19 protein-coding genes are annotated in these 24,716 nt (G+C 36.5%); 2 read left to right on the top strand and 17 right to left on the bottom strand.

What is annotated here, in order from left to right; translation table 11 throughout:
* Positions 1-12: 12 nt before the first annotated feature.
* The 6 genes from tsaA to ACY2V1_RS05965 form a co-directional block, all read right to left on the bottom strand.
* Positions 13-993 (bottom strand): tRNA (N6-threonylcarbamoyladenosine(37)-N6)-methyltransferase TrmO, encoded by a 981-nt coding sequence (tsaA, locus tag ACY2V1_RS05990; RefSeq protein WP_461833889.1) that lies wholly within the window; start codon positions 991-993, stop codon positions 13-15.
* An 838-nt stretch (positions 994-1,831) separates the two neighbouring features.
* A complete protein-coding gene (gene thiL / locus ACY2V1_RS05985; protein ID WP_461833888.1) occupies positions 1,832-2,803 on the bottom strand; it encodes a thiamine-phosphate kinase in 972 nt (323 codons plus the stop codon).
* Entirely contained in the window at positions 2,790-3,491 is a 702-nt protein-coding gene (locus tag ACY2V1_RS05980) for a class I SAM-dependent methyltransferase (RefSeq protein WP_461833887.1), read from the bottom strand. The genes thiL and ACY2V1_RS05980 overlap by 14 nt, the downstream gene beginning before the upstream one ends.
* Positions 3,488-5,191 (bottom strand): DNA mismatch repair endonuclease MutL, encoded by a 1,704-nt coding sequence (gene mutL / locus ACY2V1_RS05975; RefSeq protein WP_461833886.1) that lies wholly within the window; start codon positions 5,189-5,191, stop codon positions 3,488-3,490. Before mutL ends, ACY2V1_RS05980 begins: the two co-directional genes overlap by 4 nt.
* A 20-nt stretch (positions 5,192-5,211) precedes the next feature.
* On the bottom strand, positions 5,212-7,449 hold the full coding sequence (locus tag ACY2V1_RS05970) for an LPS-assembly protein LptD (RefSeq protein WP_461833885.1): 2,238 nt from the start codon (positions 7,447-7,449) through the stop codon (positions 5,212-5,214).
* A gap of 3 nt (positions 7,450-7,452) precedes the next feature.
* Complete coding sequence (locus tag ACY2V1_RS05965) at positions 7,453-8,898, bottom strand: B12-binding domain-containing radical SAM protein (RefSeq protein ID WP_461833884.1); 1,446 nt, start codon at positions 8,896-8,898, stop codon at positions 7,453-7,455.
* 145 nt (positions 8,899-9,043) lie between these two features.
* Between ACY2V1_RS05965 and amrS the strand changes: the two genes are divergently transcribed.
* The gene (gene amrS, locus ACY2V1_RS05960) at positions 9,044-10,063 is read left to right on the top strand and encodes an AmmeMemoRadiSam system radical SAM enzyme (protein WP_461833883.1); all 1,020 of its coding nucleotides are present in this window, start codon (positions 9,044-9,046) and stop codon (positions 10,061-10,063) included.
* A gap of 6 nt (positions 10,064-10,069) precedes the next feature.
* Complete coding sequence (locus ACY2V1_RS05955) at positions 10,070-11,287, top strand: replication-associated recombination protein A (RefSeq protein WP_461833882.1); 1,218 nt, start codon at positions 10,070-10,072, stop codon at positions 11,285-11,287.
* 8 nt (positions 11,288-11,295) lie between these two features.
* Here ACY2V1_RS05955 and ACY2V1_RS05950 read toward each other — a convergent pair whose 3' ends face one another.
* The 11 genes from ACY2V1_RS05950 to ACY2V1_RS05900 form a co-directional block, all read right to left on the bottom strand.
* On the bottom strand, positions 11,296-12,651 hold the full coding sequence (locus ACY2V1_RS05950; RefSeq protein WP_461833881.1) for a tetratricopeptide repeat protein: 1,356 nt from the start codon (positions 12,649-12,651) through the stop codon (positions 11,296-11,298).
* Between the two features lie 171 nt (positions 12,652-12,822).
* Positions 12,823-13,983 (bottom strand): isocitrate dehydrogenase (NADP(+)), encoded by a 1,161-nt coding sequence (icd, locus tag ACY2V1_RS05945; protein ID WP_461833880.1) that lies wholly within the window; start codon positions 13,981-13,983, stop codon positions 12,823-12,825.
* A gap of 20 nt (positions 13,984-14,003) precedes the next feature.
* Positions 14,004-14,624, bottom strand: coding sequence for a DUF3786 domain-containing protein (locus tag ACY2V1_RS05940; protein WP_461833879.1), 621 nt, complete (start codon positions 14,622-14,624; stop codon positions 14,004-14,006).
* A 75-nt stretch (positions 14,625-14,699) separates the two neighbouring features.
* Entirely contained in the window at positions 14,700-14,969 is a 270-nt protein-coding gene (locus ACY2V1_RS05935) for a ParE family toxin-like protein (RefSeq protein ID WP_461833878.1), read from the bottom strand.
* Positions 14,954-15,151 carry a hypothetical protein gene (locus ACY2V1_RS05930; RefSeq protein ID WP_461833877.1) on the bottom strand — a complete coding sequence of 66 codons (198 nt, stop codon included), beginning with the start codon at positions 15,149-15,151 and terminating at the stop codon, positions 14,954-14,956. The genes ACY2V1_RS05935 and ACY2V1_RS05930 overlap by 16 nt, the downstream gene beginning before the upstream one ends.
* Before the next feature lie 179 nt (positions 15,152-15,330).
* Positions 15,331-16,227, bottom strand: a complete 897-nt coding sequence (locus ACY2V1_RS05925; protein WP_461833876.1) for a dihydropteroate synthase — start codon at positions 16,225-16,227, stop codon at positions 15,331-15,333.
* Positions 16,228-16,305: 78 nt separating this feature from the next.
* Positions 16,306-17,649 carry an acetyl-CoA decarbonylase/synthase complex subunit gamma gene (gene acsC, locus ACY2V1_RS05920; protein ID WP_461833875.1) on the bottom strand — a complete coding sequence of 448 codons (1,344 nt, stop codon included), beginning with the start codon at positions 17,647-17,649 and terminating at the stop codon, positions 16,306-16,308.
* Between the two features lie 98 nt (positions 17,650-17,747).
* A complete protein-coding gene (gene acsB, locus ACY2V1_RS05915) occupies positions 17,748-19,985 on the bottom strand; it encodes an acetyl-CoA decarbonylase/synthase complex subunit alpha/beta (protein WP_461833874.1) in 2,238 nt (745 codons plus the stop codon).
* Between the two features lie 30 nt (positions 19,986-20,015).
* Positions 20,016-21,623 carry an acetyl-CoA decarbonylase/synthase complex subunit delta gene (locus tag ACY2V1_RS05910; protein ID WP_461833873.1) on the bottom strand — a complete coding sequence of 536 codons (1,608 nt, stop codon included), beginning with the start codon at positions 21,621-21,623 and terminating at the stop codon, positions 20,016-20,018.
* Positions 21,624-21,762: 139 nt separating this feature from the next.
* A complete protein-coding gene (locus tag ACY2V1_RS05905) occupies positions 21,763-23,721 on the bottom strand; it encodes an ASKHA domain-containing protein (protein WP_461833872.1) in 1,959 nt (652 codons plus the stop codon).
* Between the two features lie 55 nt (positions 23,722-23,776).
* A partial coding sequence (locus ACY2V1_RS05900; RefSeq protein ID WP_461833871.1) for an ATP-binding protein occupies positions 23,777-24,716 on the bottom strand: 940 nt, incomplete at its 5' end.

Raw genomic sequence — 24,716 nt, 5'->3', positions numbered from 1 at the left:
TCCTTTATACAATTAAGCCAATTTATTTGCCATCTCTGCGAGTTTTTCCACCTCCTCAGTTAAAGAAACACACTCTTTCAAATTTTCACCAAAGACAATTAACCCATGTTTTTTTAAGACTATCATCTGTTTTTTAATGGATATTTTGCCAACTGCATCTGCAAGCTCAATAGAGCCTGGTTTTATTGGATCAACAAATCCAATTTTTTCTAAAAAAATCTCCTTTTCAAATACATCTATTTTTTCCAGAAAATTATCAAACCTATCGGATGCCAAAATTACATTTAATGGATGTGTGTGCAAAATAGCCCTTGCCTTGCTTTGATTTTTGTAGATATTAATATGCATCCTGTATTCAGATGAAGGACTGCCTGAAAGCAATTTATCCTTTGATATATCATAAACTGCCAGATCACCTGGTTCAATCATTCCCTTGTTTACACCGCTATTTGTAATAACCATGCGTCTTTCACTATCTAGTGCGCTGATATTTCCATTGACTCCAGATATAAGCCCTCTTATCCACGCCCTCTCTCCTGTCTTTTTTATCTCCTCTGCAACTACCGTATCAATATAAGGTCCAAAATTAATCTTATATCTTTCATAGGAGACAATCTTTATGTCAATAACAGGGGTATTATCTATTACTTCTATTGGATGAATTGTAAAAACATTGTCATGGATATTTAGTATCCGTACCCTGTGCAGGCCAATTGGATTTGGTCTATCAGGTGACCTTGTTGCAAAAACTCCCTTCTTTGGTATTACTATATTACCCCTGGGATGACATTTTAGGACATTTCTATCTCCCTGATGTAACCAGGTAAATACATAAATCTCATCACCAATATGAAGACCATGTGTTGCATCAAGGAAATCTTTCTCAATTATTAGTTTAGCAGGTTCAAGGTCATAAGTTGCCTGCCTAGGACACTGAGACCTGGTTTTTAAAACTGACCTTATTTTCCCAATAAATTTAATCTGTGTATCCACTGAAATTTCTCCCTTTGATTGATATTTATACTTTTCATATAAAAAGCGTTAATCCCGTGAGGGTATGTAATAAACAATACAATGCTAAATCAATGGGGCTGGACACCAATCCTTTTGTTTCAGCTTCCGGCATAAACTTCATATAAGAGCTTGTAATACTCGCTCCGCTAAAAGTCGCAAGGCAGGCATTCGCCTGCTGGTGCGACTTTTTTTAGCTCCGCTCGTAAACAATCTCTAAATTTGTTCATAGTCGCTTCAACAAAAAAATTGGTATCCAGCTACCCCTAAACCAAAATATCCCCTTAATCCTTCCAACTTGTTTTTTTCAAAATCATAATAAGTATAACTGCATAAATCTTAACCCAAAAAACTTTTGGGTTTATTAATCAATTGTCTACAAAAAAAATATACTTATAACAGAGCTATAAAAATTCCTTTACAGCTGCTATGCCTATCTCAGATGGAAGGGAAAAGGAGTATTTTTTCATTGAACGACTATGGGCGAGTATTAGGGATTGTTAGCGAGCGGAACGAAAAAAGTTGCACCCTTGCCGGCGTTAGCCGGCTTTGCAACTTTTAGTGAAGCGAGCTTTACAATCCCTTACTGTGAAGCTCATCCTGGAGTGGAAATGAAAAAATACTCCTTTTCCCTCACCAATCCTTTTGTTGCTTTTCAATCTCCTCCAAAATAGCAAATAAAACTTCCCTAATAGAAGGATCAACTGTTTCCAATTTTCTAAAAAGGGCTACACTCATTGACATATTTTATAACCTTCCTGTTTCCATTTTCTTAAATTTTTATCCCATACCATGGAATTTGTAAAGCTGAATGACTCCTCTAATATGTCTCGGTATATCTAAAATGATCAAATCCCCCTTGAATTTTCCTGCCATTTAACAAAAATTTTCCATCATCTGTAACCTCTCCAATTACTTTAAATCCTGAAATATCTTTATTTAGTTCCCTTATTCCATCAGGCTTAATAGTTCCCATTAACACATAATCTTCTCCACCTTTTGCAGCAAAAACAGCCGGGTCCTCACCTAAAATCTCAGCCATTGAAATCACCTCTGGATGGAGCATTGAATTATCTATTTCCAAATTTGCACCCATTCCCTCTGGAACAAGCCTTACAATATCTTTTAACACCCCATCTGATACATCCATAAGGGAATTGACAAATGGATTTTTTGTAACAGCTCTGGATTCATTATACGATATTTTAGGCATTAAATGAGATTTAGTGGCTATTTTAAATCTATCCTGAATACCCATTTTAAATGCATAAAGACCTGCCCTGGACAAACCAATATCCCCAGTAATAAAAATAAAATCTCCAACATTTGCTCTTTTTCTATAAAGACACCTTTTGCCCTTTTTCCCAAAAATAGTAATATCAATCCCCAAAAAATTTGAAAAGGATATATCTCCGCCTGCAAGATAGAGGTTATATTCTTTGCATAATGATGCCATACCGCTAAAAAAATCCCTAAAAAAAGTTGTATTAGCAACTTTTTTATTTATCATCAAACACATGGTAAAGCCTATAGGGATACCCCCCATGGCAAGGATGTCAGAGATATTTACTGCAAGGACCTTATATCCAATTGCATAAGGGGGGAAATATTTTATATCAAAGTGAAATCCCTCTAAAAACAGATCTGAAGATATGAGCATCTCATTTTCTGCTTTTATAATTGCACAATCATCTCCCCTACCTAAAACAAGACCTTCTCTTTGTTCAAAAAAACCATCTAAAAAATTTAGAAAATCCTCTTCAGAAAAAAAAGTATCTTTATTTTTTGACATACACATCAAACCTGTGTCCCCTGCCTTTTATTTGAAACCCTAACTTGAACTTTTTTGTACAAACAACACCTGCATGGGGTGGCCTTTTTACAACTATCCTGGACTTTGTAATCTTCCATGCCTCTTCAAACAACTCATCTAAATTATCCTCTTCCCCATGTGCCAAAAGTTTTATAACCTGCATATACTTTTTTTCTTTTGTTCGCCTTATCTTGTGATCTGGGAAAAAGGGATCTAAATACACCACATCTGGGTATGGTATCTTGGTCCCAATTTTATTTAATACATCTTTTGAATCTCCAAAAATTGGCCTTATCCTCGTTGCAACTTTAATATCAAATATCCCAATTCTACCTATGTATTCTTTTAATATAGAAAATATAGCCAGATTTTTTTCAACACATATAACTGATATTCCATATATAGCCAGCTGAATTGCATCAAACCCAAAACCTGCAGTTAAGTCCAATACAATATTTGGCCGAAATCTCTTGGTAACAATTGCAGAAATAAGGGGTTGTTTTCTTGAGACCTGTTTTTTTAAATCAAAATATCTTCTCTCATCTAAATAAAATGTCTTTAATCCTATAGAGTTATCAAAATTGAGTTCAATTCGTCCATTTTTGTATTGGAAAAAAACCCCTCTGTCCTTATATTTTAATAACTCATCTGCAATTGAATATCTCACCTCTTAAACATCCTATCCAGTTCTTTTCTGGAAAAAACCAACGAGGTAGGACGACCATGGGGGCAAAATTCTTTATTTTTGCATCTAAGCCACTGTTTTATAAGCTCCTTTGCCTCCCATGTTTCTAATTTGGTATTTGCTTTTATGGCCTTTTTACAAGATATCATTTTAATTAGAGAATCCACGCTATCTTTGTCTGAATTTATGTATTCCTTTATTATCTCTTCTGCCTCACCACCACTTAAATATGCTGGAATCCCAGAAATAAAAATATGGTCCCCAACTGTTTTATACTCAAACCCAAGGTGATTTAACTCATTAATAAAAGCTAAGTCTCTATCTCTAGGAAGTTTAATCTTAATTGGAGTTAAGAGACTCTGCGTTGACCTGAATTTTTTCTCACTATATCTCTCATAGAGTATCCTCTCATGTGCTGCATGCTGATCCAAAATAATAAGTTTACCGTCTCTGTCTTTAACAATTAGATATGTATCTTCTATTTGACCAAGATAAATAAATTCTAAAACATCCTTATCACTTTCTTCTATTGGCTTATCTTTAGGAATATCAATGTGAGATACCACATAATCTTTTTCAACTATGTCTAAATCAAATCCTTTCTCCTCTTCAACTCGATATTCAGCCAGGGCCTGTGAGAGATATTTTTTTTCTTTGTGGTGTTTTTTTTCTTCTGGACATACAGATTCAAAATATTTTTTTTCAATTGCACTTTTTACTCCCCTATAAACGGCAGAAAAGACTAATGATTCGTCCCGAAATCTTACTTCCATCTTTGCAGGATGGACATTTACGTCCACAAAATCTGGAGCCATTTTTAAAAATAAAATCCCTGCAGGATATTCCTTTGACAAAATCATCCCAGAATATGCCTGTTTTAATGCTTTTAAAAGGATCCTGTCCTTAACTGGCCTGTTATTTACAAAAAATATTATCCTATCACCCCTATTCTGGGAATATTTTGGATCACAAACATACCCTAAGACAGCCACATCTCCAATTTTATAATCAACAGTCCGGAAGTTATCTACAAGCTCCTGTGGCCAAATGGACTTTATCCTGGAAAGCACGTCCTCATTTTTTGAGAACCTAAACCTTTCTTTTCCATCCCTTTTTAAATAAAATTCTTTATCAATGTGACATAAGGCTATCTTGTAAAATACTTCTTCACACCTTTTTGATTCAACAGGTGTGGATTTTAAAAATTTCAGTCTCGCTGGAACCTGCAAAAAAAGATCCCTGACCTCCACTTTTGTTCCCCTATTTAGGGCACATATACCTAGATCTTCTTGTTTCCCATATCTTATTTCAAGAAAATAACCAAAATCTGCGCCCTGTTTTTTTGTACAGATCTTCATATGGGAGACAGATCCTATGGATGGAAGGGCTTCTCCCCTAAAACCAAAGGACTTTATTGCAAAAAGATCATTCCGCTCCCTAATCTTACTTGTTGCATGCCTTTTTACTGCTAATAAAAGATCCTCTTTGTCCATCCCAGAACCATTATCCTGTACCATTACAAGCACCTGCCCCCCTCCTTCTATCTCTGCAAATATCTCATCAGCTCCAGCATCCAAGCTATTCTCAAGAAGTTCCTTTAAGACATTTGCAGGCCTCTCTATAACCTCACCTGCTGCGATCATATTCTGGATATTTGGTGGAAGTATTTTTATATTCCCCATATGCGACCTCATATTATATGCTATTCTAGATTAAATCCCTGTGACACCTCTCCAAGGGATCCAAGGGTAATTGTCACCATTATCTTATCTTCGTCCCTTGTGTGGGAAAGCTCTGTTGCAATACTCCAGCACTGATGTCTATAATTTATGGTGAGTTTTCTCTCAATTGTCTTGGCCAAATTTAAATCTCTACTATCTGAATAGCTGATCTGCCACCTGTTATTTGGATAAATATTTGTTCCAAATTCTAAAACTGATAACTTTTCCTGACCTTGTCTATGTATATCGTCTCTAAGTTCCCTCTTGTAATCATGGGATATGTATCCATCTATTTGTCTAAAAAATTTTATATTCAATTTGTTTTCAGCTTCAGTGATGCCTAAGATATACGGAGAAAACCAAATATTTCCACTTACATCCAACTTATCTAAAGGAATAAAGTTATATTCTGTTCTAATATCAGTAAATGGCCTTTTTGGATATTTTTTTAAATTCTGCTCCCTTCCTGCTTCCTTTATATCATAAGTCTGAGACAACTTTAACCTAAGTACATCCCTGTATATTGATGCATTGTCTTCGTTAAAATACTTTAATGTAAAGTGGTTATCTATGCTGTATGTTATTTTGTGCTCCCTTGTAATAGAATCAATTGAATCAAAAGATGGTATATCGTCTCTTCTCCTCATTGGCCTATAGAAATATTCAACTTCAGGAGTAACCATATGTCTTATAAAATAATCCTTTTTATCAAAGGAAATATTAAAAATCTTATAGAGTTGAGTAGATGTATCTAAATCAAATTCAAACAAATACCTGTTCTCAACAGGATCTGTGAGTTTTGGGTTCCTGTCCTTTAAAAAATATGCTGTATCCCTAAGTGAGATCTTTGGGATAATTGTGGCTATATTAGTTGATATGGTCTTACTCATTGAAGGATAAATATCCACCCTCATACCCTGGACCCCATACCTTCTATAAAAATAAGACATGGAACTCTCTGACTCAAAATCCAACAAACCTCCAAAAACTGACATTTTGTAAACATTAAAGCCAATCTCAGGAACACGCTGGGCTGTAGGATCTAAAACAGGATCAAGGTTGTGATTTTTATATCTTAAATTTTCATAATACTCAGCCTTCAGATATAAATCGCCAATATCGAATCCCTTATTTAATAAGATTGTATTCTTCCTTAAAAGATCGTCTTTATTATTTATATCCCTGCCAAATACATCCAGAAATTGATCCCTACTCTTGTCAAAGCCAAGATATCCTGAATCAAACTTACGCAAAAAGTCCTGGTCAGATACATAATCAATATCCAATTTAAGCTCTAGATCAGGCGATATAACATAGCCATCTAATTTACCCCTTATCCAATATCTATTTTTATTGGGTCTTATCAATCCATCGTCACCATAACCAGCTGGGGAGTCTAATTCTGTATCATATTGGATTTTATCTTTTAAATAGCTGACCATAAAGTACCCTCTGGTTTGAACATTGGGCGTAAATCTATATTCCATTCCCATATAGTTTCCCCTCTTGCTTAAATAACCTGGATAAAAGGTGATGTCCTGTTCTTGGGATAAAACAAGATAATATGGAAGAATCAGACCAGTTCCATCTATGGACGAAGAAGAATATTCAGGAATCAAAAATCCTGATTTTCTCTTTATAAGTACTGGTAACTGCAAATAGGGAAAATATAATATGCTGTGATCCCTTATCCTAAATTTTATATGATATAGACGCGCTTCTCCATTATTTTCTATATTACCTCTTTTAATAAAGAATGACCAATCTGGTACATCTGAATCACAACCTGTTACTTCTATATTTTTAAATGCAAAGGTATTTTTCCCTGTCTTATCAATTTTTTTCCCCCTAAAATATAAATGGGGCACTGCATAAAATATATCACCACCTTTAATCCAACCTGTTGAATTTGATACATATACTAAAAGTTCTTTTGCATATATATTATTTTTATCCCAGGTTGCAAAGACATTACCTTTTAAATATACCTTTTTTTCTTTTTTTTCGTATCTTGCATAGTCTGCACGTATTTTATACTGTGATGATGAGAGATATACATTACCAAAAGCCTCTACAATATTTTTATTGTTATTAACTTTTATCCTTTTTGCTGACATATTAACAGGTTCCTTTGGCAAGCTAAGCTCCATTATTCCTTTTTTTGCATATACCTGAGCCACAAACATAAACAAAATAAATACAAAGCTAAATTTCTTCATAATCTAACTCCACAAATCTTCTTTTATTCCATCAAAAAAGAGCTTTACCATATCTTTATTATAACAACCAACTTCAACAGGATTTTCCTTCCCTCTTACAAGGGTGTATAACCTTTTCTCCTTAAAACACCTTTTTATAAGTTCAGCATAAAAATTATCTAAATCCTTTCTCTTGGTTAAATTTACAAGCCTAACTAATCTAAATAAGGTTATCATATCTTCAGTTGAGAGAGAATTGTTCCAGGGCCAAGCTGAAGATGAACAAAGGAGAATTGGGCTTATTTTTTTAAATAGGTCTTTGTTTTCAAAACCAGGAATTCCTGGTATTGGATAAAATAAAGACAACCCTATCCTTACATTTTCCCCAAGTCCACTTAATAAAATCAAATTAGAAATAGCATCTTCTATACTTTCTCTGGGAAATCCTGATATAAAATAAACAATTGCATGTATCTGTTTTTTATCCAGGATCTTAGTTAAAGACATAAGTCTAGATAGATCAACAGTCCTGTTCTGCTCCAGTGCAATTTTTTTTGATGTTGTACCAATTGAAAAATTAAATTGTCTAAATCCAAGATTGATAAGTTCATTTAATCTTCTCTCATCTAACAGCCTATAATCTATTCCATTTTCACAGGAAAACATAATATCTTTGTTGATTTTCTTTATTTTTTTTAAAAATTCAATAAAAAAATCCCACTTATACAATACATTGTCATCTTCAAAATTTAAAAATATCCCTTTTTCAGAATCAATTTCTTTAATCTTATTTTCTAAAATATATCTATCTATTGTCTCAAGCTTTCTTCCATGCAACATGGGGACTGAACAAAATTTACAATTTCTTGGGCATCCCCTTGTTAAATAAGAAGAATAATATCTCCACTTCTTTGTTGTTTTTGTTTTAACCAATGCTGGCACTGGTTTATCTTTTTTTGGAATACCCAAAAAGTTCGTAAATGCATGCTCTGCTAGTCCGATTAATATATCATCAAAACGACCTGTGTCTTCATAATATTCAGGGAAAACAGACGCCCCTGTACCACCTAAAACAATCTCAATCCCAGGATCAATCTTCTTTATCTCTTCTGCAAGATATATACTGGACCTTGCATAACAAAAGGCAAAACAAGAAATAAATACAATATCTGGTTTATAACTATTCACAATATGAGCTGCATCTTTATAATCTGGACCAAACCTTTTATAAGAAGAAAAAAAAGATATTGGGCCAGTTTCTTTATTAACAATAAAATCTGACAAATATGATAGTTCTTTTGGAAGGGATATTTTTTTTGGTTTTTTATAAAGATTTGGAAAACAAATTAAATGAGATTCATATCCATGCTCTTTCAATATAGAATTAACTATATGTGCACCTAAAAAACTCCCCCTATGGGGCGTATAATAAAAATCTTCTATTGGCGGAACTGCTACTACACACCTCATGCAAGGAAAATAGCCTATATTTCAACGCCTCTCAAGCTAAAATAACCAGATTAAATTTGGCTTAAGCACCTTGACTGTAACTATACTGTATGAAAAAATATCTCTGGTGATAAAAAATAGCAATGGATTAAAATGAGGAGGGAATATGACTCCAGCAAGACTATGGAAGGAAATTCAAGGGAAAAAAGGTGTTGTTCAGTGTGAGCTATGCAACCACTTTTGTGTATTAAAACCAGGTGAGCGGGGAAGATGTGGAGTAAGGGAAAATCGAGATGGAGAGCTCTATACTTTGGTGTACGACAAAGTAGCTGCGATAAACATAGACCCAATTGAAAAAAAGCCCCTTTACCACTTTCTCCCAGGAACTAAGACCTTTTCCCTTGGCACAATGGGATGTAATTTCTCCTGCGTATTTTGTCAAAACTACACCCTTTCCCAACCTCCTAAATTAAATCAATTAATTCAAGGAGAAAATGTATCTGCAAGAAAGTTAGTGAGTGCTGCAATCTCATACAATTGTAAATCTATATCTTTTACCTATTCTGAGCCCACAATATTCTTTGAATTAGTCGAAGATACTGCTAAAGAGGCAATTAAAAACGGGCTAAAAAATGTCATTGTCTCCAATGGATTTATGAGCGAGAAGGCCATATACAGATTAAAGGATCTAATCCATGGAGCAAATATAGATCTAAAGTCTTTTTCTGATGATTTTTACAAAAATCTTTGTGATGGAAGATTAAAACCTGTTTTAAAAAACCTCGTTCTTATGAAAAAATATGGCTGGCTTGTGGAAATTACCACCCTGATAATTCCAGGGAAAAATGATTCTAAACAAGAGTTAACTAACATTGCCAAATTCATATACAAGGAGCTAGGAGACGAAGTGCCCTGGCACTTATCTAGATTTCATCCTGATTATAAGCTCTTAGACACCACCATCACTCCTATATCTACCCTGGAGATGGGATATGAAATTGGCAAAGAGATTGGGTTAAAATATGTATATCTTGGTAATGTCCCACACAATGACAGAGAGAATACCTATTGTCCAGAATGTGGAGCCCCTCTAATTAGAAGGATTGGATTTAGTTGTGAAATATTAAATCTATACAAAGGCAAATGCAAAAAGTGTAATGGAACTATTTCAGGAATATGGGAGTAAATTGCAGTGAAAGAAAATTCTCCTCCCCTGTATGAGAGACTTAGACCCAGCAAATTGGAAGACTTTATTGGACAGGAACAGATAAAAAAAAGCATAGAGACCTTTCTTAAGGCAAGTGTTCCTCCCAACATACTTTTCTTTGGCCCACCAGGTTGTGGAAAAACCACGTTAGCTACAATCCTTGCAAAAAGATTTTCTTCTAATGTTGTACACCTAAGCGCCCCAGAAACAGGAGTATCTGAAATAAAAGGCCGCATCCAAGATGCAGATATACTCATACTTGATGAAATCCACAGGTTTTCTAAGACGCAGCAGGATCTATTTTTACCTATACTTGAAAAGGGTAAAATTAGACTCTTTGCAACAACCACAGAAAATCCTTCCTTTTCAGTGACAAGACAACTCTTATCTAGGCTTCATGTGCTAAAACTAAACCCCCTAAAAAAAGAGGACTTAAAAAAAATTGCTAAGAAGGGAATAGAAGAACTATCCATTGAAATCCCTGAAGATCTCATTGAGTATCTGGTTAATATCTCAATGGGAGATGCAAGGAGCCTTTTAAATATACTGGAATTTGTAAAAGACATTGATCCATCTGATCTAGCAATTGATAAAATAGAAGAGGTCCTTCCCAAAAGGGTTATACAGGGAGACAGGCAGGGAGATCAACACTATCATCTGGCTTCTGCACTTATAAAATCCATTAGGGGAAGCGATCCAGATGCAGCAGTATATTACCTTGCCTGTATGCTTGAATCTGGAGAAGACCCGAGATTTATTTGTAGAAGACTCATAATTTCTGCATCAGAAGATATTGGGCTTGCAGATCCTTATGCACTTACCTTGGCAACTTCATGTTACCATGCAGTGGAATTAATCGGCATGCCCGAAGGGTTTATTCCCATGTCTGAAACTGTTATTTATCTTGCACTTGCGCCTAAGAGTAACTCATCTTATAGGGCCTACTTAGAGGCTCAAAGTTTAATAAAGGAAAAAGGGATATTGGATGTCCCCCTGCATCTTAGGAACCCATCAACACCACTGGATAAAGATTTAGAATATGGCAAAGGCTATAAATACCCCCATGCATACAAAGGATCGTGGATTAAACAACAATATTTACCAGATGATATAAAGGAGAAAAAATTTTACAGACCCCGCTCACAAGGTAAAGAACCATATCTCCTCAATTGGATTAGAAGTAAAGTAAAGAAAAATTCTTAAACTTAAAATTATTTTTTGTTCAAAATTTTATTTAAAACTTTTTTCGGTAACTCGTAATCTGGATTTGCTTTTAAGGACTTTTTAAAAAATTCTACAGCTTTCTCTATCTCTTTTGCCTTATAGAAAATCATGCCCATATTATATAGCACCACCTCATTGTCCTCGCCAAAATCAGAATTTTTCCTAAGAAGCACATTCAGTATTCCTTTAGCCTTTTCCACGTCCCCTGCCTCTAAATATGCCATTGACATATTATACATAATCCTCTCATTAGTGGGATCTATTTTTAAAGCCTTTTTGTACTCCTCTATTGCCAATTTTGGCTTTTTCTGTTGTCTGAGACAAATTCCAAGCCTATTAAAAGTCTCTATGTCACTAGCATCAAGGGTCTTTTTAACATCAAGTGCCGTTCGGTAATATTTTTCTGCCAGAGATGAATCTATATTCATAAGTGTATCTGCGATTTTTAAGGCGAGAGTTCCTATTTCTTCCTTTAGTTGTTTTGTGGCAAGCTTTATGGCACTATCTAAATATTTCTCTCCTTGTTCCCTATCTCCTAATTCCAGAGAAACAGTTCCTATCTCCACTTTTCTCTCCACATTGAGGGGGCTAAGTTTGTCTAATTTTTTTAGATAGTCTAAAAGGGACTTTTTATCACCTGTCTCTTTACTTATTTCAACTAGTCTCTTTAAAGGTTCTAAATAAAGTTTCCAATCATTATGTGCTGTTAAATAACACTCTTTGGCCTTTTCTACTTCACCCATTTTCTTGTAAATATCCCCCTTGATCATCAAGGCCGCTGCACTATTTGGTTTTATCTTGAGTATCTCTTCACATTTATTTAAGGCTTCTTCTAATTTACCTTTCCTTAAATAGTTCTTTGCCTCTTCTATCATCTCCCCAAGTTTAGTTGGTGGCTTCACTGTAAAGGCAATCTTTTCTATAAGGGTATTCATGCTATAAGGTCTTGTTATAAAATTATTGACCCCCATTTCGTAAAATTTTATTAAAACTTCTTTTTCCACTTCATTGGTCAACATTATAATAAGCACTTTTTCTTTATAGGTCTCTTTTACAAAACTCAATAAATTTGTAGTTTGAGCCCCATCAAAAATCCTATCTAAAAATAAGACCACTCTATGTTCTGCCTTAAGTTCCGCATTAATTCTGGAAACAAGTTCTTTTTTTGAATAACACGATATTAAACAATTCTTTTTTACCCCTAGATGCTTGTATAATAATCTATTAAGGATTTTGATAAGATTATTGTCTCTAGAATAAGTTATTAAAACTCCTCCTTTTTCTACAAAGCCTATAATTATGTTTTCGTACTGACTATATTTCATTCTCTCTTTTATATCCACACCACTGACCTCCTTACTGAGTCAGTTCTTCAACTGGATTTATGGTAACTAAGGTGTACTTTCTCTCCATAAGAGCAAGGGGAATAGGCATCATAGGTAATATAACCACAATATTATTATGAAAATTATACGGCCTAAGTTTGTATATAACAAACCCAGGCCATCATACTGTTACTCTATATTTTCTGCTATAATTTCCCCAAACTTTTTACATCCTACCACCTTTGCCCCATCCATAAGCCTTGCCAGATCCTGAGTTACTTCTTTTTTAGAAATAGCCCTTTCAATAGCTTTTTGTATTTTAAAAGAAGCATCATTCCATCCCATGTATTCTAACATCATTCCACCAGATAATATCAAACTGCATGGATTGGCTGTATCAGTCCCAGCTCTTTTAGGGACTGAACCATGGGTGGGTTCAAACAATGCCAGATCATCTCCAATATTTGCACCAGGCGCCAAACCAAGTCCTCCTACCTGAGCTGCCAGGGCATCTGATATGTAGTCTCCATTTAGATTAGTTGTAGCAATTATATCATATTCCGATGGACGAGTTAAAATCTGCTGAAACATATTGTCAGCTATCCTATCTTTTATTATAACCTTGCCATCAGCATTACCCTCATCACCTTCTTTAACACAAAATCCTTTAAACTCATCTTCTTCCATAACCTCATAGCCCCACTTAAAAAATGCCCCTTCTGTAAATTTCATTATATTACCCTTGTGCATAAAGGTAACGCTTTTTCGCTTATTCTCTATAGCATATCTAATAGCCTTTCTAATAAGCCTCTTTGACCCCTTTTCAGTGATGGGCTTTATACCTATTGCTGCACTACCGTCAACATCGACTCCTAATTCATGTTTCATAAACTCAATTAATCTCTTTGCCTCATGGCTTTTGGCTTCCCACTCAATCCCAGCATACACATCTTCTGTATTTTCCCTAAAAATAACCATATCTACCAGCTCTGGATGTTTTACAGGTGTCTCGAGTCCTTTAAAGTAACGAACAGGTCTAATACAGGCATATAAATCAAATGTCTGTCTAAGTGTCACATTTAGACTCCTAAAACCCGTGCCTACTGGGGTGGTTAAAGGACCTTTTATGGCTACTTTGGCATCTTCTCCAAGGGTTTTTAAGGTATCATCAGGCAGATAAGAACCTGTCTCTTTATACGCCTTTTCACCTGCAAGTAATTCTATCCACTCAATCTTTTTTGTCCCCCCAAAGGTTACATCAACCGCCCTATCAATTACCATCTTAGCTGCCCTAAATATTTCAGGACCTATTCCATCGCCTTCAATATAATAGACCTTTTTTACATCCATCAGGGACTTTTCCTCCTTTTTTAAAGATTTCTCGATATACCAATTAATTTATACACAATCATGCCAGATAGCCAGGCAACATCTTCAGGAGAAAGGATATTTGATATACTCGCATCAAAGAGTATATTTCCAGATGGGGGGAATTCTTCATCTCCTTCCCACAAGATCAATTTAACAGGCACAAAAGGAAAAAAGTAATACAGAAATCCAATATCTCCTTCATTTATCCTTTCTCCGCCTAAGACATTAAAGCTTTTTTCAAAAAGTTCTAAATTATTTCCAAAGACCTTTACCATTGGAGTTATTGCCCTGGCAGTAAATGGCCCAAAATAAAAACTGGCGCCTGGTATTTCCCTATAAGATATCCATTCATCGTAAATATCAAGGGGCTTTTTCCCCTGTAAATAATGTAATATTAATACCTGCTCAGGTAACGGAATTTCCCGATCTTCATCTTCTCTATTCTTGAATATAAAATCAGGATATAAAAGTTCATATGTATTCCCAAGAAAAGGTATCTCCATTTTATTTTCGTCAGATATATTAAATCCACTTCTATTTGCCAGGTATTTAAAACTTTCATTTTTTAGCTCTTCAATGGCTTTTGCCCTGGCCATTTTATAATCATCTATTCTAGGCATAAAATTATCCTCCCAAAAAAAATTCATAAAAACTAAAACTACACTAAACAATTACATGCATGCTAAAGTGGGTTGTTATGAGTTGACAATTTTTTCATATTCTGAGTGCTTACCAATCCAAAACCAGATAATCCCTTCCTTAATTTCTATTCCAATAGCTCTATATTTTTTACCCACTCTGACTGACCAATATCTACCAACCTTCTTTAAATGTAATGAGGGATGATAAGGATTTTTCTTTAAAAGTTCAAAATTTCTGTTTGCCAATTTTTTTACATTTTCAGGTAATTCTTTAAAGTTCTCCCAAAAAGTAGGGTTTGCATAGTGGTTTAGAGTTTCATACATTTACCAGCTCGGAAGTCTCCAATGGCTTGTTCAGCTAATTTATCCAATTTTCCTAGTTTTACATCTCCCTCAAATTCTTCATCCCAAAACTCTTGTTCAAAATTTTCTATCCATTCTAAAAAAATTTTTAAATCATTTTTTGGCAACTTCTTTATGTTTTCAATAAGTTCATAAACAAGCATAAAAATCACTCCCAAAAATTCTCAAAATTTTAACCTGTTATTGACAATAGTTCAAATATTTTTCTTCCTAACCGGATATTATTAAAAAATCTTCAGAAAATCTAGTTATAAAAAAACCCTATCCTTAATGGAAATTAAGGACAGGGTTTTAATTTCTTTTGTAAAGTTAAAAAACAAATCTATAGTTCTAACCAGGAATCAGAGTATAAAGTCTTTCCAAGGAGGACATTTGTGGTCTTTACATAGTCCTGAAGCTCTTTTGGAAGATCATCTAATTTAGGCTCATTTCCATCCATTGTCTGATAGATAACATCTACTATATCCTGGCGTTCACCCTTGGCTATGGCATTTAATATATCGTCTTTTGGGTCAGTAATAATTGACTGCATTCCGTTTTTCATGAGCATTACAGCATAGGTCTGATTCAAGATTGGACGTAAGTGGTCTGGGGCACCATTGGATACATTGGAAAGACCACAAGTGGACCTCACTCCTGGAAACATCTCAGCGACCTCGCCATACAACATCTCATAAAATTTAAGGAGCTTAAGAGCATGGTCTTGTTGAACATTTACAGGGGTTACAACTCCGTCAACCCAGATCTTTTCATTGGGGATGCCAGCTGCATTTGCTGCTGTTAAAAGCTCAACACAAAGGGCTACCCTTTCATGTTCATCCCTTGGAAGTCCTTCAGGTCCCCACATAAGGGCCACAAAATCTGCATTATGTTCAGCAGCCAGGGGTAACATCTTTTCATATCTTTCTGGTCTGCACATAATTGAATTAATAATTGGTGGCTTGTCACAAACCTTTAGGCCAGCCTCGATTGCATCAACATTTGTAGTATCTAAAAGAAGAGGCAAATCTACAACTTCTTGAACTGTCTCAACAACCCACTGCATAAGATCTGGCCCATCCTTTTTTGCAGGGCCAATATTCAAATCAATATAGTCCATGCCCTTTTCTTTTTGAAAAAGGGCTTCTTCCTGGATGGGTTTTTTATCCCTTTCTTTAAAAGCCCTGCCTATCCTTTTTACCATTACATTTAAACTCTCCCCAAAAAGTAACATTGTCATATCAAAACCCCTTTACCTATTTATTCTGTTACAAAAAAGGGCAACCTTTTAATTTGGTTGCCCTCAAATCATACCAACTTACTGCCTTGCTTTTAAAAATGCTGGCAGATGTGCGGCCTCTCTTGGTCCAACTATTATCTTCCAATCAGGCAGCTCTTCCTCTAATTCACCGACTATTGCAGCTGCATAACCAGGAATAATTAGTTCCTTATGCTTTACCTTTTCTTCAATTCCAGATTTCTTTACAAATATTCCCACATCATCACCAGAAAATTTACCCGCAGCCCAAGCAGTAAGCACTGATAGACCTTCTGTATCTTTGATAAGCAACCAGCTTGGTACCTTTGACGCCTCAACTTCACCAGATACAATAAAGTAAGTAAGGGCAAAGTTAGAGGTAACAAGTACTGGGGAATTCTCATCTGGCTTACCAATTTCATAAATACCCTGTGTAACTGTCATTGGTCTCTGTGGATCTGTAAAGATGTTTAAACGCTCCAAGAGTAATGGGAATAAGGATTCTGGTTGAAAATCTGAAAGTACCACAATACCCCCGTATTTGGCTATAAATGTAGCTGCTATAATAGTCTCTACATCTAAGTTTGAGGCCATTTCACATGGAAATGTGATGGTTGGGTATCCAAGTGCCCTATTTTTTTGTCTTACTGCTGCACGCCTAATTGCAATCTGATCTATAAATGCCTGCTTTGGCTCTCTCGTGCCCGAATCAATTACTATATCCTTAAGCCCCATTTCTGTCAACTTTTCTGTTAAAGAAATCAAATCTTCAACAGAATCTCCCTTCACAGCAAGGGGTACATTATTTTCCTTTGCCAAATTACCATAATCTTCTACATTATCCTTTGTTGCTGCATAAATAAGAGGTCTTTTAAACTTTGTAACCTCTAACGCAGCTTCCATAACTTCTTTGTTTTCAGACATCAATATCAAGTTAAATTCTGAGGTCTCTGCGATTAGCTTGGCTTTTGCAGCGAATTCATCTTTGTTTCCATTTACGTCCTTTAATGCAATCAACTCAGGACGCAAATTAAGACCTACCCTTTCATATTGAAAGGCATTCCACACCTTTAACTTATTTTTAAGCTCATCCTCTGCAATATCAGAATTTACCAGAGCTGCTATTGCAGTTGGCCCTACAAATGTCTTTTCATGTCTATATTCAACAGTTTCACCTCCAATTTTTACCTCCCTCACACCTTTACCTAGCATTACGGGACGTACTGGAGGTGCTGATGCTTCAGCTAATTTTTCCCTGGCCTCATCAGATACATATGGACACTGATCCAACTCAGCCTTACCAGCTGCCAGATTCATGGCAAAGGCAAGACATGTAGCACACCCACATTCCTTACAATTCGTCTGTGGAAGAAGCTTAAATATTTGAATTCCTGTTAGACCCATTTTACTCTCCTTACAAATATTATATTATATCAGGGTGTTAACCCTTTTTTATTCGGTATAAACAAGGGGGCTATTTTGCCCCCTTTATCCACCCCCCATTAGCCAGCAACCATTGGCTCAAGCTCTAAAGCTGGATGTTTCTTTTCTTTCAAGAATGGCAGGATCTCTTCTTCTGTTGTCCCAACAGTCTCATCTGCAATTCTATCTATTAAATCAGGAATACCTAGCTCCTCTCCTCTTTTAATGAGCCTCTCTCTGAGCTCTTCCTTTAACATCTTTGGCATCCATACAAGCCTTAAAAGTCCGCCGTCTGGTTTATCTTTTGGACCATCACCACGCAGGAATTTTCTCTGGGTAATATTAAACTTGGAATGTCCAACAAAACCTGGAGTTTGGGCTCCACCACCAACTGTCCCTGCCAATGTAGTAAATGGCATACCACATGGAGTTTGACCTTGATATTCCCTGTTCACAGTCATTACACCATTACACTGTGGCAAGACTGCTGCAATACACTCACAACAACCACAGGTGGTCATTGGTCTGTCTAAAATGGAGTAAAAAGTATAACTGGAAATACCACCTTTTGATGCCTTATAGACAAATTCATTAACACCCTTCCATTCACCTTTCCATGGATCTAAACACTCACCCTTTTCAATGGGCTGGTTTGGTCCAGTTGGATTGATTTCATAAGATGCCTTACAGTCCATCCAGTTATAAGCGCCACAAAGTCCTGTCCTCTCTGGAGATACTGTACATACATGGTTTGGAGCAAAGGACTGACACAATGTGCAGGAGTAAAAAATTTCTACGTCTTCATCTCTCATCTTCTCAACACGTTCATCACGATATTTGTAAACCGCCCTGGCCTTAGCAGTTAATTCATCCACATCTTCCTTATTTGTGTATAAGGTAACCTGGACCTTGTCTAAAATCTTACCAAAATCTTGATGGAATTTTGCATGTAAGACCACACCAATATCTTTTAAGGTAAATCCTTTTTCAACTGCTGCTTTTGATACCCTTACCCAGGAGATATCCCTTTGACCTATATGCATTACACCCTGGATGTAGTTTACCAGATGATGGATCTGTCTTTCTAAAATAGGTTCAAAGTCTTCCTGAAATTCTCTACCAGCAACCTGTACATAAATTCCAAGAGGGAGTACGTCCCCTTCTTTTAAATCTGGAATATCCTTACCAACAACCTCTACTTTACCGTCTTCAATCTCATTCATATTTGCCATCTGGACAAGCTCAGTACACTGGGTCTTACCACCGCCCATCTGACAGAAAAGGTCTCCCTTTCTTACCCTCTCACCTTCATAGGCAGGACCAAATGCGCATGGGATATCCACCTTGGATACCGTGACCTTAAGTCCCCTGACTTCAATAGATTTTTGGACGATCTGGTCATGAGGAACATTGGCAACCACGTGCTCATAGGTACATACACCATAAGGCAACACTTCAGGTATATCTGTATCAGCTATTGTTGGAAATCCCCAGTTGATTGCTCCACCAGCTGCTGCAGCCCATTCTGCATTTACATCACCAAGGGCATTTACAAATGCAAATACACGGTTTTTATTATAGAGCAAGATTTTTTTATAATCACCAGGTTGAACGCCACCAAATGCCATTGCCACCCTATTGGCAAAACCAAGGGCAAAGACTGCTGCTGAAATCTCAGGACCAAATGGAACAATACGTGTATTCCATCCAATCTGTACCCCTGCCTCAAGTAATTGTTCAGCAACTGTGGTACCATTTTGATTTGCAGCCAAGAATATGTAGAGGTTTTTCTGCTGATAATCTTCAACAATCATCTTGGCAGTCTCTGGATCTGGAGCAGCACCAACTATTGCTGCAAAACCAGGTGCAGAACCATCAACAAACTCAACACCCCTTTTTCTAAAGATAATATCGTCAGCTGCACCTAACCATATCTTTCCATTTTCTTCGTCTATTTCCTCAGAATGTAAGTAAAAATCTGGTTTTTCCAGGTAATTTAATGCTTCATCAATCTCAAATGCAAATACTGCAGCCATACCTGCATCTAGTAAGGGACCTAAATAAGGCACATGATGGTGTCCCTTAACATGAGGGGGAAGGAGTTGCCTTGCAAATTCTAAAGGCTTTTTCATATCTTCCAATTTCTCAACCTTATGTCCTGTCAAAGAATAAATTACTGGTAGATAATATGCTGTATTTGGAAATCCAACCTTTGTGGATGCTTCGTATGATTCAAGGACTTTTTTATAACGTCCCTCTACCTTTGATACTATATTATATGCACCCTGTATAACTGCAAATGCCACTAATTTAGACATATTACTCTCCTTTTTTTTATTTTATTTATTTTATGCAGCCCTTTTGTGAATTAAATTTAATTCATAAAGTTGCCTTTCTGGGCCGCTTGTGGGTACATTTTCTGGATATACCTGTTTTTCTTCCTCTTTTTGTCCCTTTTTGAGTTCTTCATATTTCTTTCTAACTGCCTCAATATCCTGTTCAATCTTCTTTTTATATTCCTCTTCTTCTTTTTTCTTGGCCTCTTCTGCCTTTGCCTTTTCTTCTTCTATCTTCTTTAATTTCTCTGCTTTTTCAGCCTCTTTATCTACTTCTGGTTTAATGATATTAAGCTCTTTTAACACCTCATGTACTCCTTGTTTTATCATTTCAGCCAGTTTTTCTTCATCAACTGCTACACCAGTTGCTGGTGCTGCACCAGGTTCCTTTTCCTTTGGTTCAACAGCTTTTTCTTCTTTCTTGACCTCTTCTTTCTTTTCTTCTGCCTTCTCTTCTTTCTTTTCTTCTACCTCTTTCTCTGGCTCTTTTTTCTCCTCCTTCTTAGGTGGGGCAGCTTCTTCTTTCTTAGGTGGTGCAGCCTCTTTCTTAGCTGCTGGTGCTCCAGCTTTTTTCTCTCCTTCTATTTCTAGATTTGGCTCTGGTGAATACTCTGCATAATCAACACTTACCCCTGGGAGTAACTTTTCTATTGGTGCTATTTCAGTCGCCATCCCGCCATCAATCATTAAATCAATATATGCTCTAACCAATTTGACTGTTTCGGGGTGACGTAAAATAAGAAGAGAGGATCCTGCAATCAAATAACATACTGCCGCCACACTCTCCATTAATATTCCCCTTCTCTCTGGATCTCCTAAAAGCGGGGCAGTGTCTACTGTATCTTTTGCCTCTTTACACTTCCAGACTTCAAATGAAAGATTATTTATAATGGGATTTTGTAACTTATCATCACCAAAGGTCATGGCAGCAAGCATGATCCTTTCCATAACTGAATAAGAATACTCTAAACCATAACCCAGACCACCAGTTGTTGGATCAATAATTACCTTATCAAGGGACAAACCCAAATTTTCCAGCAAAATATTAATCTGCTTGGCGAGATTAATATCAATTGGAGAGGACGCAATAGCTGTATGGTTAAAACCCATTACAGCAGCACCAATTTGTTTGTGATTTGCATCCTCAATTGGGCCTAATGCCAAATTCTTTCCCTCGCACTCTTCACCTATCTTCTTTAAGACCTCAGCATCCTTTTCCACATTTGCGCATCCCCACACAATTACCGGTACATCAACTGCGTCTAATACACTTTTTACAGTTGCAACTGCATCTTCAGCTGGTGCATTTTTGTCATTTGGATCAATGGATCTAAGCAGCAGGGCAATGGCATCTGCCCCATACTCTTCCACACACTTTTTGGCCCACTTTGCTGGATCATTTAAACAATCTTTAAATGGTTCCTTTGCTGAATCAGGCCACTCTGGGGGTTCCATATCCCAAACTTCCATGGCAATTTTGGGTTTATTGGGCATGTCTCCCTCAAAGGTATAAAAGGGCAGACATGTCTGTCCCCCCAATTTCAGGGCCTTGTCACCAGTCCCAATGGTGACTTCCTTGATCGCTCCTGAATAGTTTTCTTTAATGATCTCAAAGCCCATAAGCACTCCTTCCATTTTAAAAATATTAATAAAAAAATTCTAACTTATTAAAAAAACTTTTATCTGCAAATTTTTGATATGGAATTAGCTTTAATTTTCTAAATTGTCAATATATAACCCGAGCAGACTTACAATAATTTTATTTTTTTCTTATTTGCCCAAGAATCTTCCTAGTTTCCTTTATCCTTTCACTAACCTTTGGAAATAGCTGTAGATCTGTATGTGGCAAAAACAAAGATGCCACGTAATTATCCATATAAGACGGTGTTTCTGAAAGTTCAAAATTAGTCATTTTTTTAACGACTTCTACCACATCCCTCCTGATTTGATTGTTTAAAGAACTCATCTTTGCCCCAAGCAAAGAACCATTTCCAAGATAGGTAATCTTACTTGTATCCATCTCAGGCAACAGACCTATGGTAATGGCCTTTTCTAAATCAATGTAGCTCCCAAATCCACCAGCTATTATTATCCTATCTAAATCAGAGATTGACAGGCCAACTTCTTTGAGTAAGGTCATACAACCGCTATAAATTGCCCCTTTGGCACGTATTAGATTGTCAATATCAGGTTCCTGAAGGGTAATATCCCTATCAATACCACTCTCATCAGCCCAACAAAGCACATATTCCCAGATACCATCTTGTTGCCTGATCCTTGGTGTATCCAAATCCCTATTGAATTTTCCCCTATTGTCTATAACCCCAACTTCAAACAAAGTGGCAACTGTGGTAATGAGGCCAGATCCACATATCCCAATGGGCTTTTTATTGCCAATTGTAAAGACCATTGGTTCTAACGTAACTGGATCAATAGAAAAATCTTCAATGGCTCCTTTTTCTGCCCTAACACCAAATTTCATTCCTCCACCTTCAAAGGCAGGTCCTGCAGAACAGGCAGCACATGCCATCCAATCCTTATTACCAATTACAATCTCAGCATTTGTTCCAATATCAACATACAGAGTAAGTTCAGGTTCTTTATAAACCAGTGACCCCATAATCCCAGCAACTATATCCCCACCTACATAGCTGGATACTGAAGGGAATAAAAGGGCAATTACGTGTTCACCAACCTCTAAACCAAGTTCTCTGGCATTTAGAGGTGGATACAGGGTACATGTGGGTACATAGGGTGCCCGCCTAATATACCTGGGATCTAGCTTTAAAAAAAGGTGGGTCATGGTGGTATTTCCAGCCAGGGTTATAGTTGATATCTCATCATGAGATACCCCTGATTTTTTCATTATCTTCCCGATTACCTTATTTATTGTCCTTAAAACTGCCTGATTTAACTCTTCTAAACCATTTCCTTTTTCTGCATAGACAATCCTGTTTATAACATCTTCTCCATAACTCATCTGAGCATTAAAATCCCCATATTCTGCAAGCACATCTCCACTATTTAAATCCAACACCTGTCCATAAATAGTGGTAGTCCCGATATCCACTGCAATTGCAAAATTTCTATTAGTGGTATCCCCTGGCTGAACATTCAAAATTCTGGTCTTTCCATCCTCCCTAACAGACCTTGCAAGGGTGGCAGTCACTTTAAAATCTGACTCTCTCAGGACCCTGGCTATCTTTTTGATAACAGAAAAATCAACTTCAAGTCTATGTTCGTTGTGCTTAAGTTTTAAAAAATTCACAAGCCTTGTTACATCTGCAGAATTGTCTTCATGGGTTGGCGGAGGGAGTTCTAAATATCGCTTTTCAACAGGAGGCAAAAACATGCCCTTTTCTTTAAAATCAATCAAGTCAAGCTGCTTTATTGCTGCCCTTTTTCTAGGGGCTGCCTGGATATTTAAGACACTCTCATCTATCTCTGACTCAATTGGAACCCGGATCTCTAAATCTTCTAAAACCTCTGATAAACAAGCAAGTCTATACCCTTCCTCTATATCTTCCTTACTCAACTTTTCACTAATTCCACCCTTAACACTCCCTTTTTCAATTTTGACCCTGCATTTTCCACAAACCCCATTACCACCACAAGATGCATTTATGTGCACCCCTGCAAGTAGTGCTGCCCTGATAACAGGCGTGCCTACATCTACCTCTACTTCCCTCCCGTGAGGAAGAAATTTTACCTTAGGCATATATACCCCCTTTTTCGTTGTAACAAGGGAAATACCCTTTTTAAAAAGAAATTTTTTATATTTTATTGCTTAACTTCACTGATGGAAATTTTGTTAAATCTGTATGGGGCAAAAATTTTGCTCCACTAAATTTATTCATAAATTCCTGATTTACATTGAGCTCAATATAAGTGATTTTTTCTTCTAACATAAAAAGTTCATCAAAACAGTCAGGCTCCATTAATAATTTTTTTGCACCCTTAAGAGACGTATTTCCAAGGGGTACAAATCTCTCTAATGGCAGATCAGGAAGCATACCAATGGTAATAGCTGATTTTGGATTAATAAAATTCCCAAAGGTGCCACCTACATAGAATTTAGATATTTGAGATAGGGAAATCCCCACGGTCTCTGCCAGGGTCTCTAAAATTGTGTACATAGCAGCCTTTGACCTTATTAAACTATCTATCTCAGGCTGGGATATGAGCAAATCTTCTCCTGTGCCAGATTCATTTTTATCTACTAACTTGAGATAGAGTATCTCATCTTTTTCAACAAACAGGCTTTTCTCTCTATCCCTTACAAATTTTCCCCTGATATCTAAAAGACCATTTACAAAGAGCTCAGCAGCCAGATCTATCATTCCAGAGCCACAAATCCCAATAGGAGGCCTATTTTCAATAGTGGTATATTCAAATTTTTTCTTAATAGGATCATATTTTACCTTATCAATCACCCCAGGTGCTGCCTGTTTTCCTATCTTGCTAACACCTCCTTCTAAGGCTGGTCCTGCAGCGCCAGCACACGCAACAAGCCACTGGGAATTTCCTAAAACCACCTCAGCATTGGTGCCAACATCTACAAAAAGAGCTATCTCCTCATTTTTATGCATCTGACATTCAATAAGACCAGCTAAAAGGTCTCCTCCAAAATAACTTCCAATATTTGGAAACAAAAACACCTTTGTTCCTCTGCCAAGGCCTAATCCAACCTCCTCTGCTGAGAAAAGATCCAAT

This window comes from Desulfothermus sp. (genome assembly GCF_053993635.1).
The sequence above is the reverse complement of the archived record's forward strand: the minus strand, read 5'-3'. Positions and strand labels throughout refer to the sequence as shown.

Coding starts and splice junctions, on each gene's coding strand:
- acsC (WP_461833875.1), bottom strand. CDS start 17,649: ATGGGTCTAACAGGAATTCAAATATTTAAGCTTCTTCCACAGACGAAT.
- ACY2V1_RS05935 (WP_461833878.1), bottom strand. CDS start 14,969: ATGTATGAAACTCTAAACCACTATGCAAACCCTACTTTTTGGGAGAAC.
- icd (WP_461833880.1), bottom strand. CDS start 13,983: ATGGATGTAAAAAAGGTCTATTATATTGAAGGCGATGGAATAGGTCCT.
- amrS (WP_461833883.1), top strand. CDS start 9,044: ATGACTCCAGCAAGACTATGGAAGGAAATTCAAGGGAAAAAAGGTGTT.
- thiL (WP_461833888.1), bottom strand. CDS start 2,803: ATGTCAAAAAATAAAGATACTTTTTTTTCTGAAGAGGATTTTCTAAAT.
- ACY2V1_RS05940 (WP_461833879.1), bottom strand. CDS start 14,624: ATGCCTAGAATAGATGATTATAAAATGGCCAGGGCAAAAGCCATTGAA.
- ACY2V1_RS05925 (WP_461833876.1), bottom strand. CDS start 16,227: ATGACAATGTTACTTTTTGGGGAGAGTTTAAATGTAATGGTAAAAAGG.
- ACY2V1_RS05970 (WP_461833885.1), bottom strand. CDS start 7,449: ATGAAGAAATTTAGCTTTGTATTTATTTTGTTTATGTTTGTGGCTCAG.
- ACY2V1_RS05930 (WP_461833877.1), bottom strand. CDS start 15,151: ATGCTTGTTTATGAACTTATTGAAAACATAAAGAAGTTGCCAAAAAAT.
- mutL (WP_461833886.1), bottom strand. CDS start 5,191: ATGGGGAATATAAAAATACTTCCACCAAATATCCAGAATATGATCGCA.
- ACY2V1_RS05910 (WP_461833873.1), bottom strand. CDS start 21,623: ATGGGCTTTGAGATCATTAAAGAAAACTATTCAGGAGCGATCAAGGAA.
- acsB (WP_461833874.1), bottom strand. CDS start 19,985: ATGTCTAAATTAGTGGCATTTGCAGTTATACAGGGTGCATATAATATA.
- ACY2V1_RS05905 (WP_461833872.1), bottom strand. CDS start 23,721: ATGCCTAAGGTAAAATTTCTTCCTCACGGGAGGGAAGTAGAGGTAGAT.
- ACY2V1_RS05965 (WP_461833884.1), bottom strand. CDS start 8,898: ATGAGGTGTGTAGTAGCAGTTCCGCCAATAGAAGATTTTTATTATACG.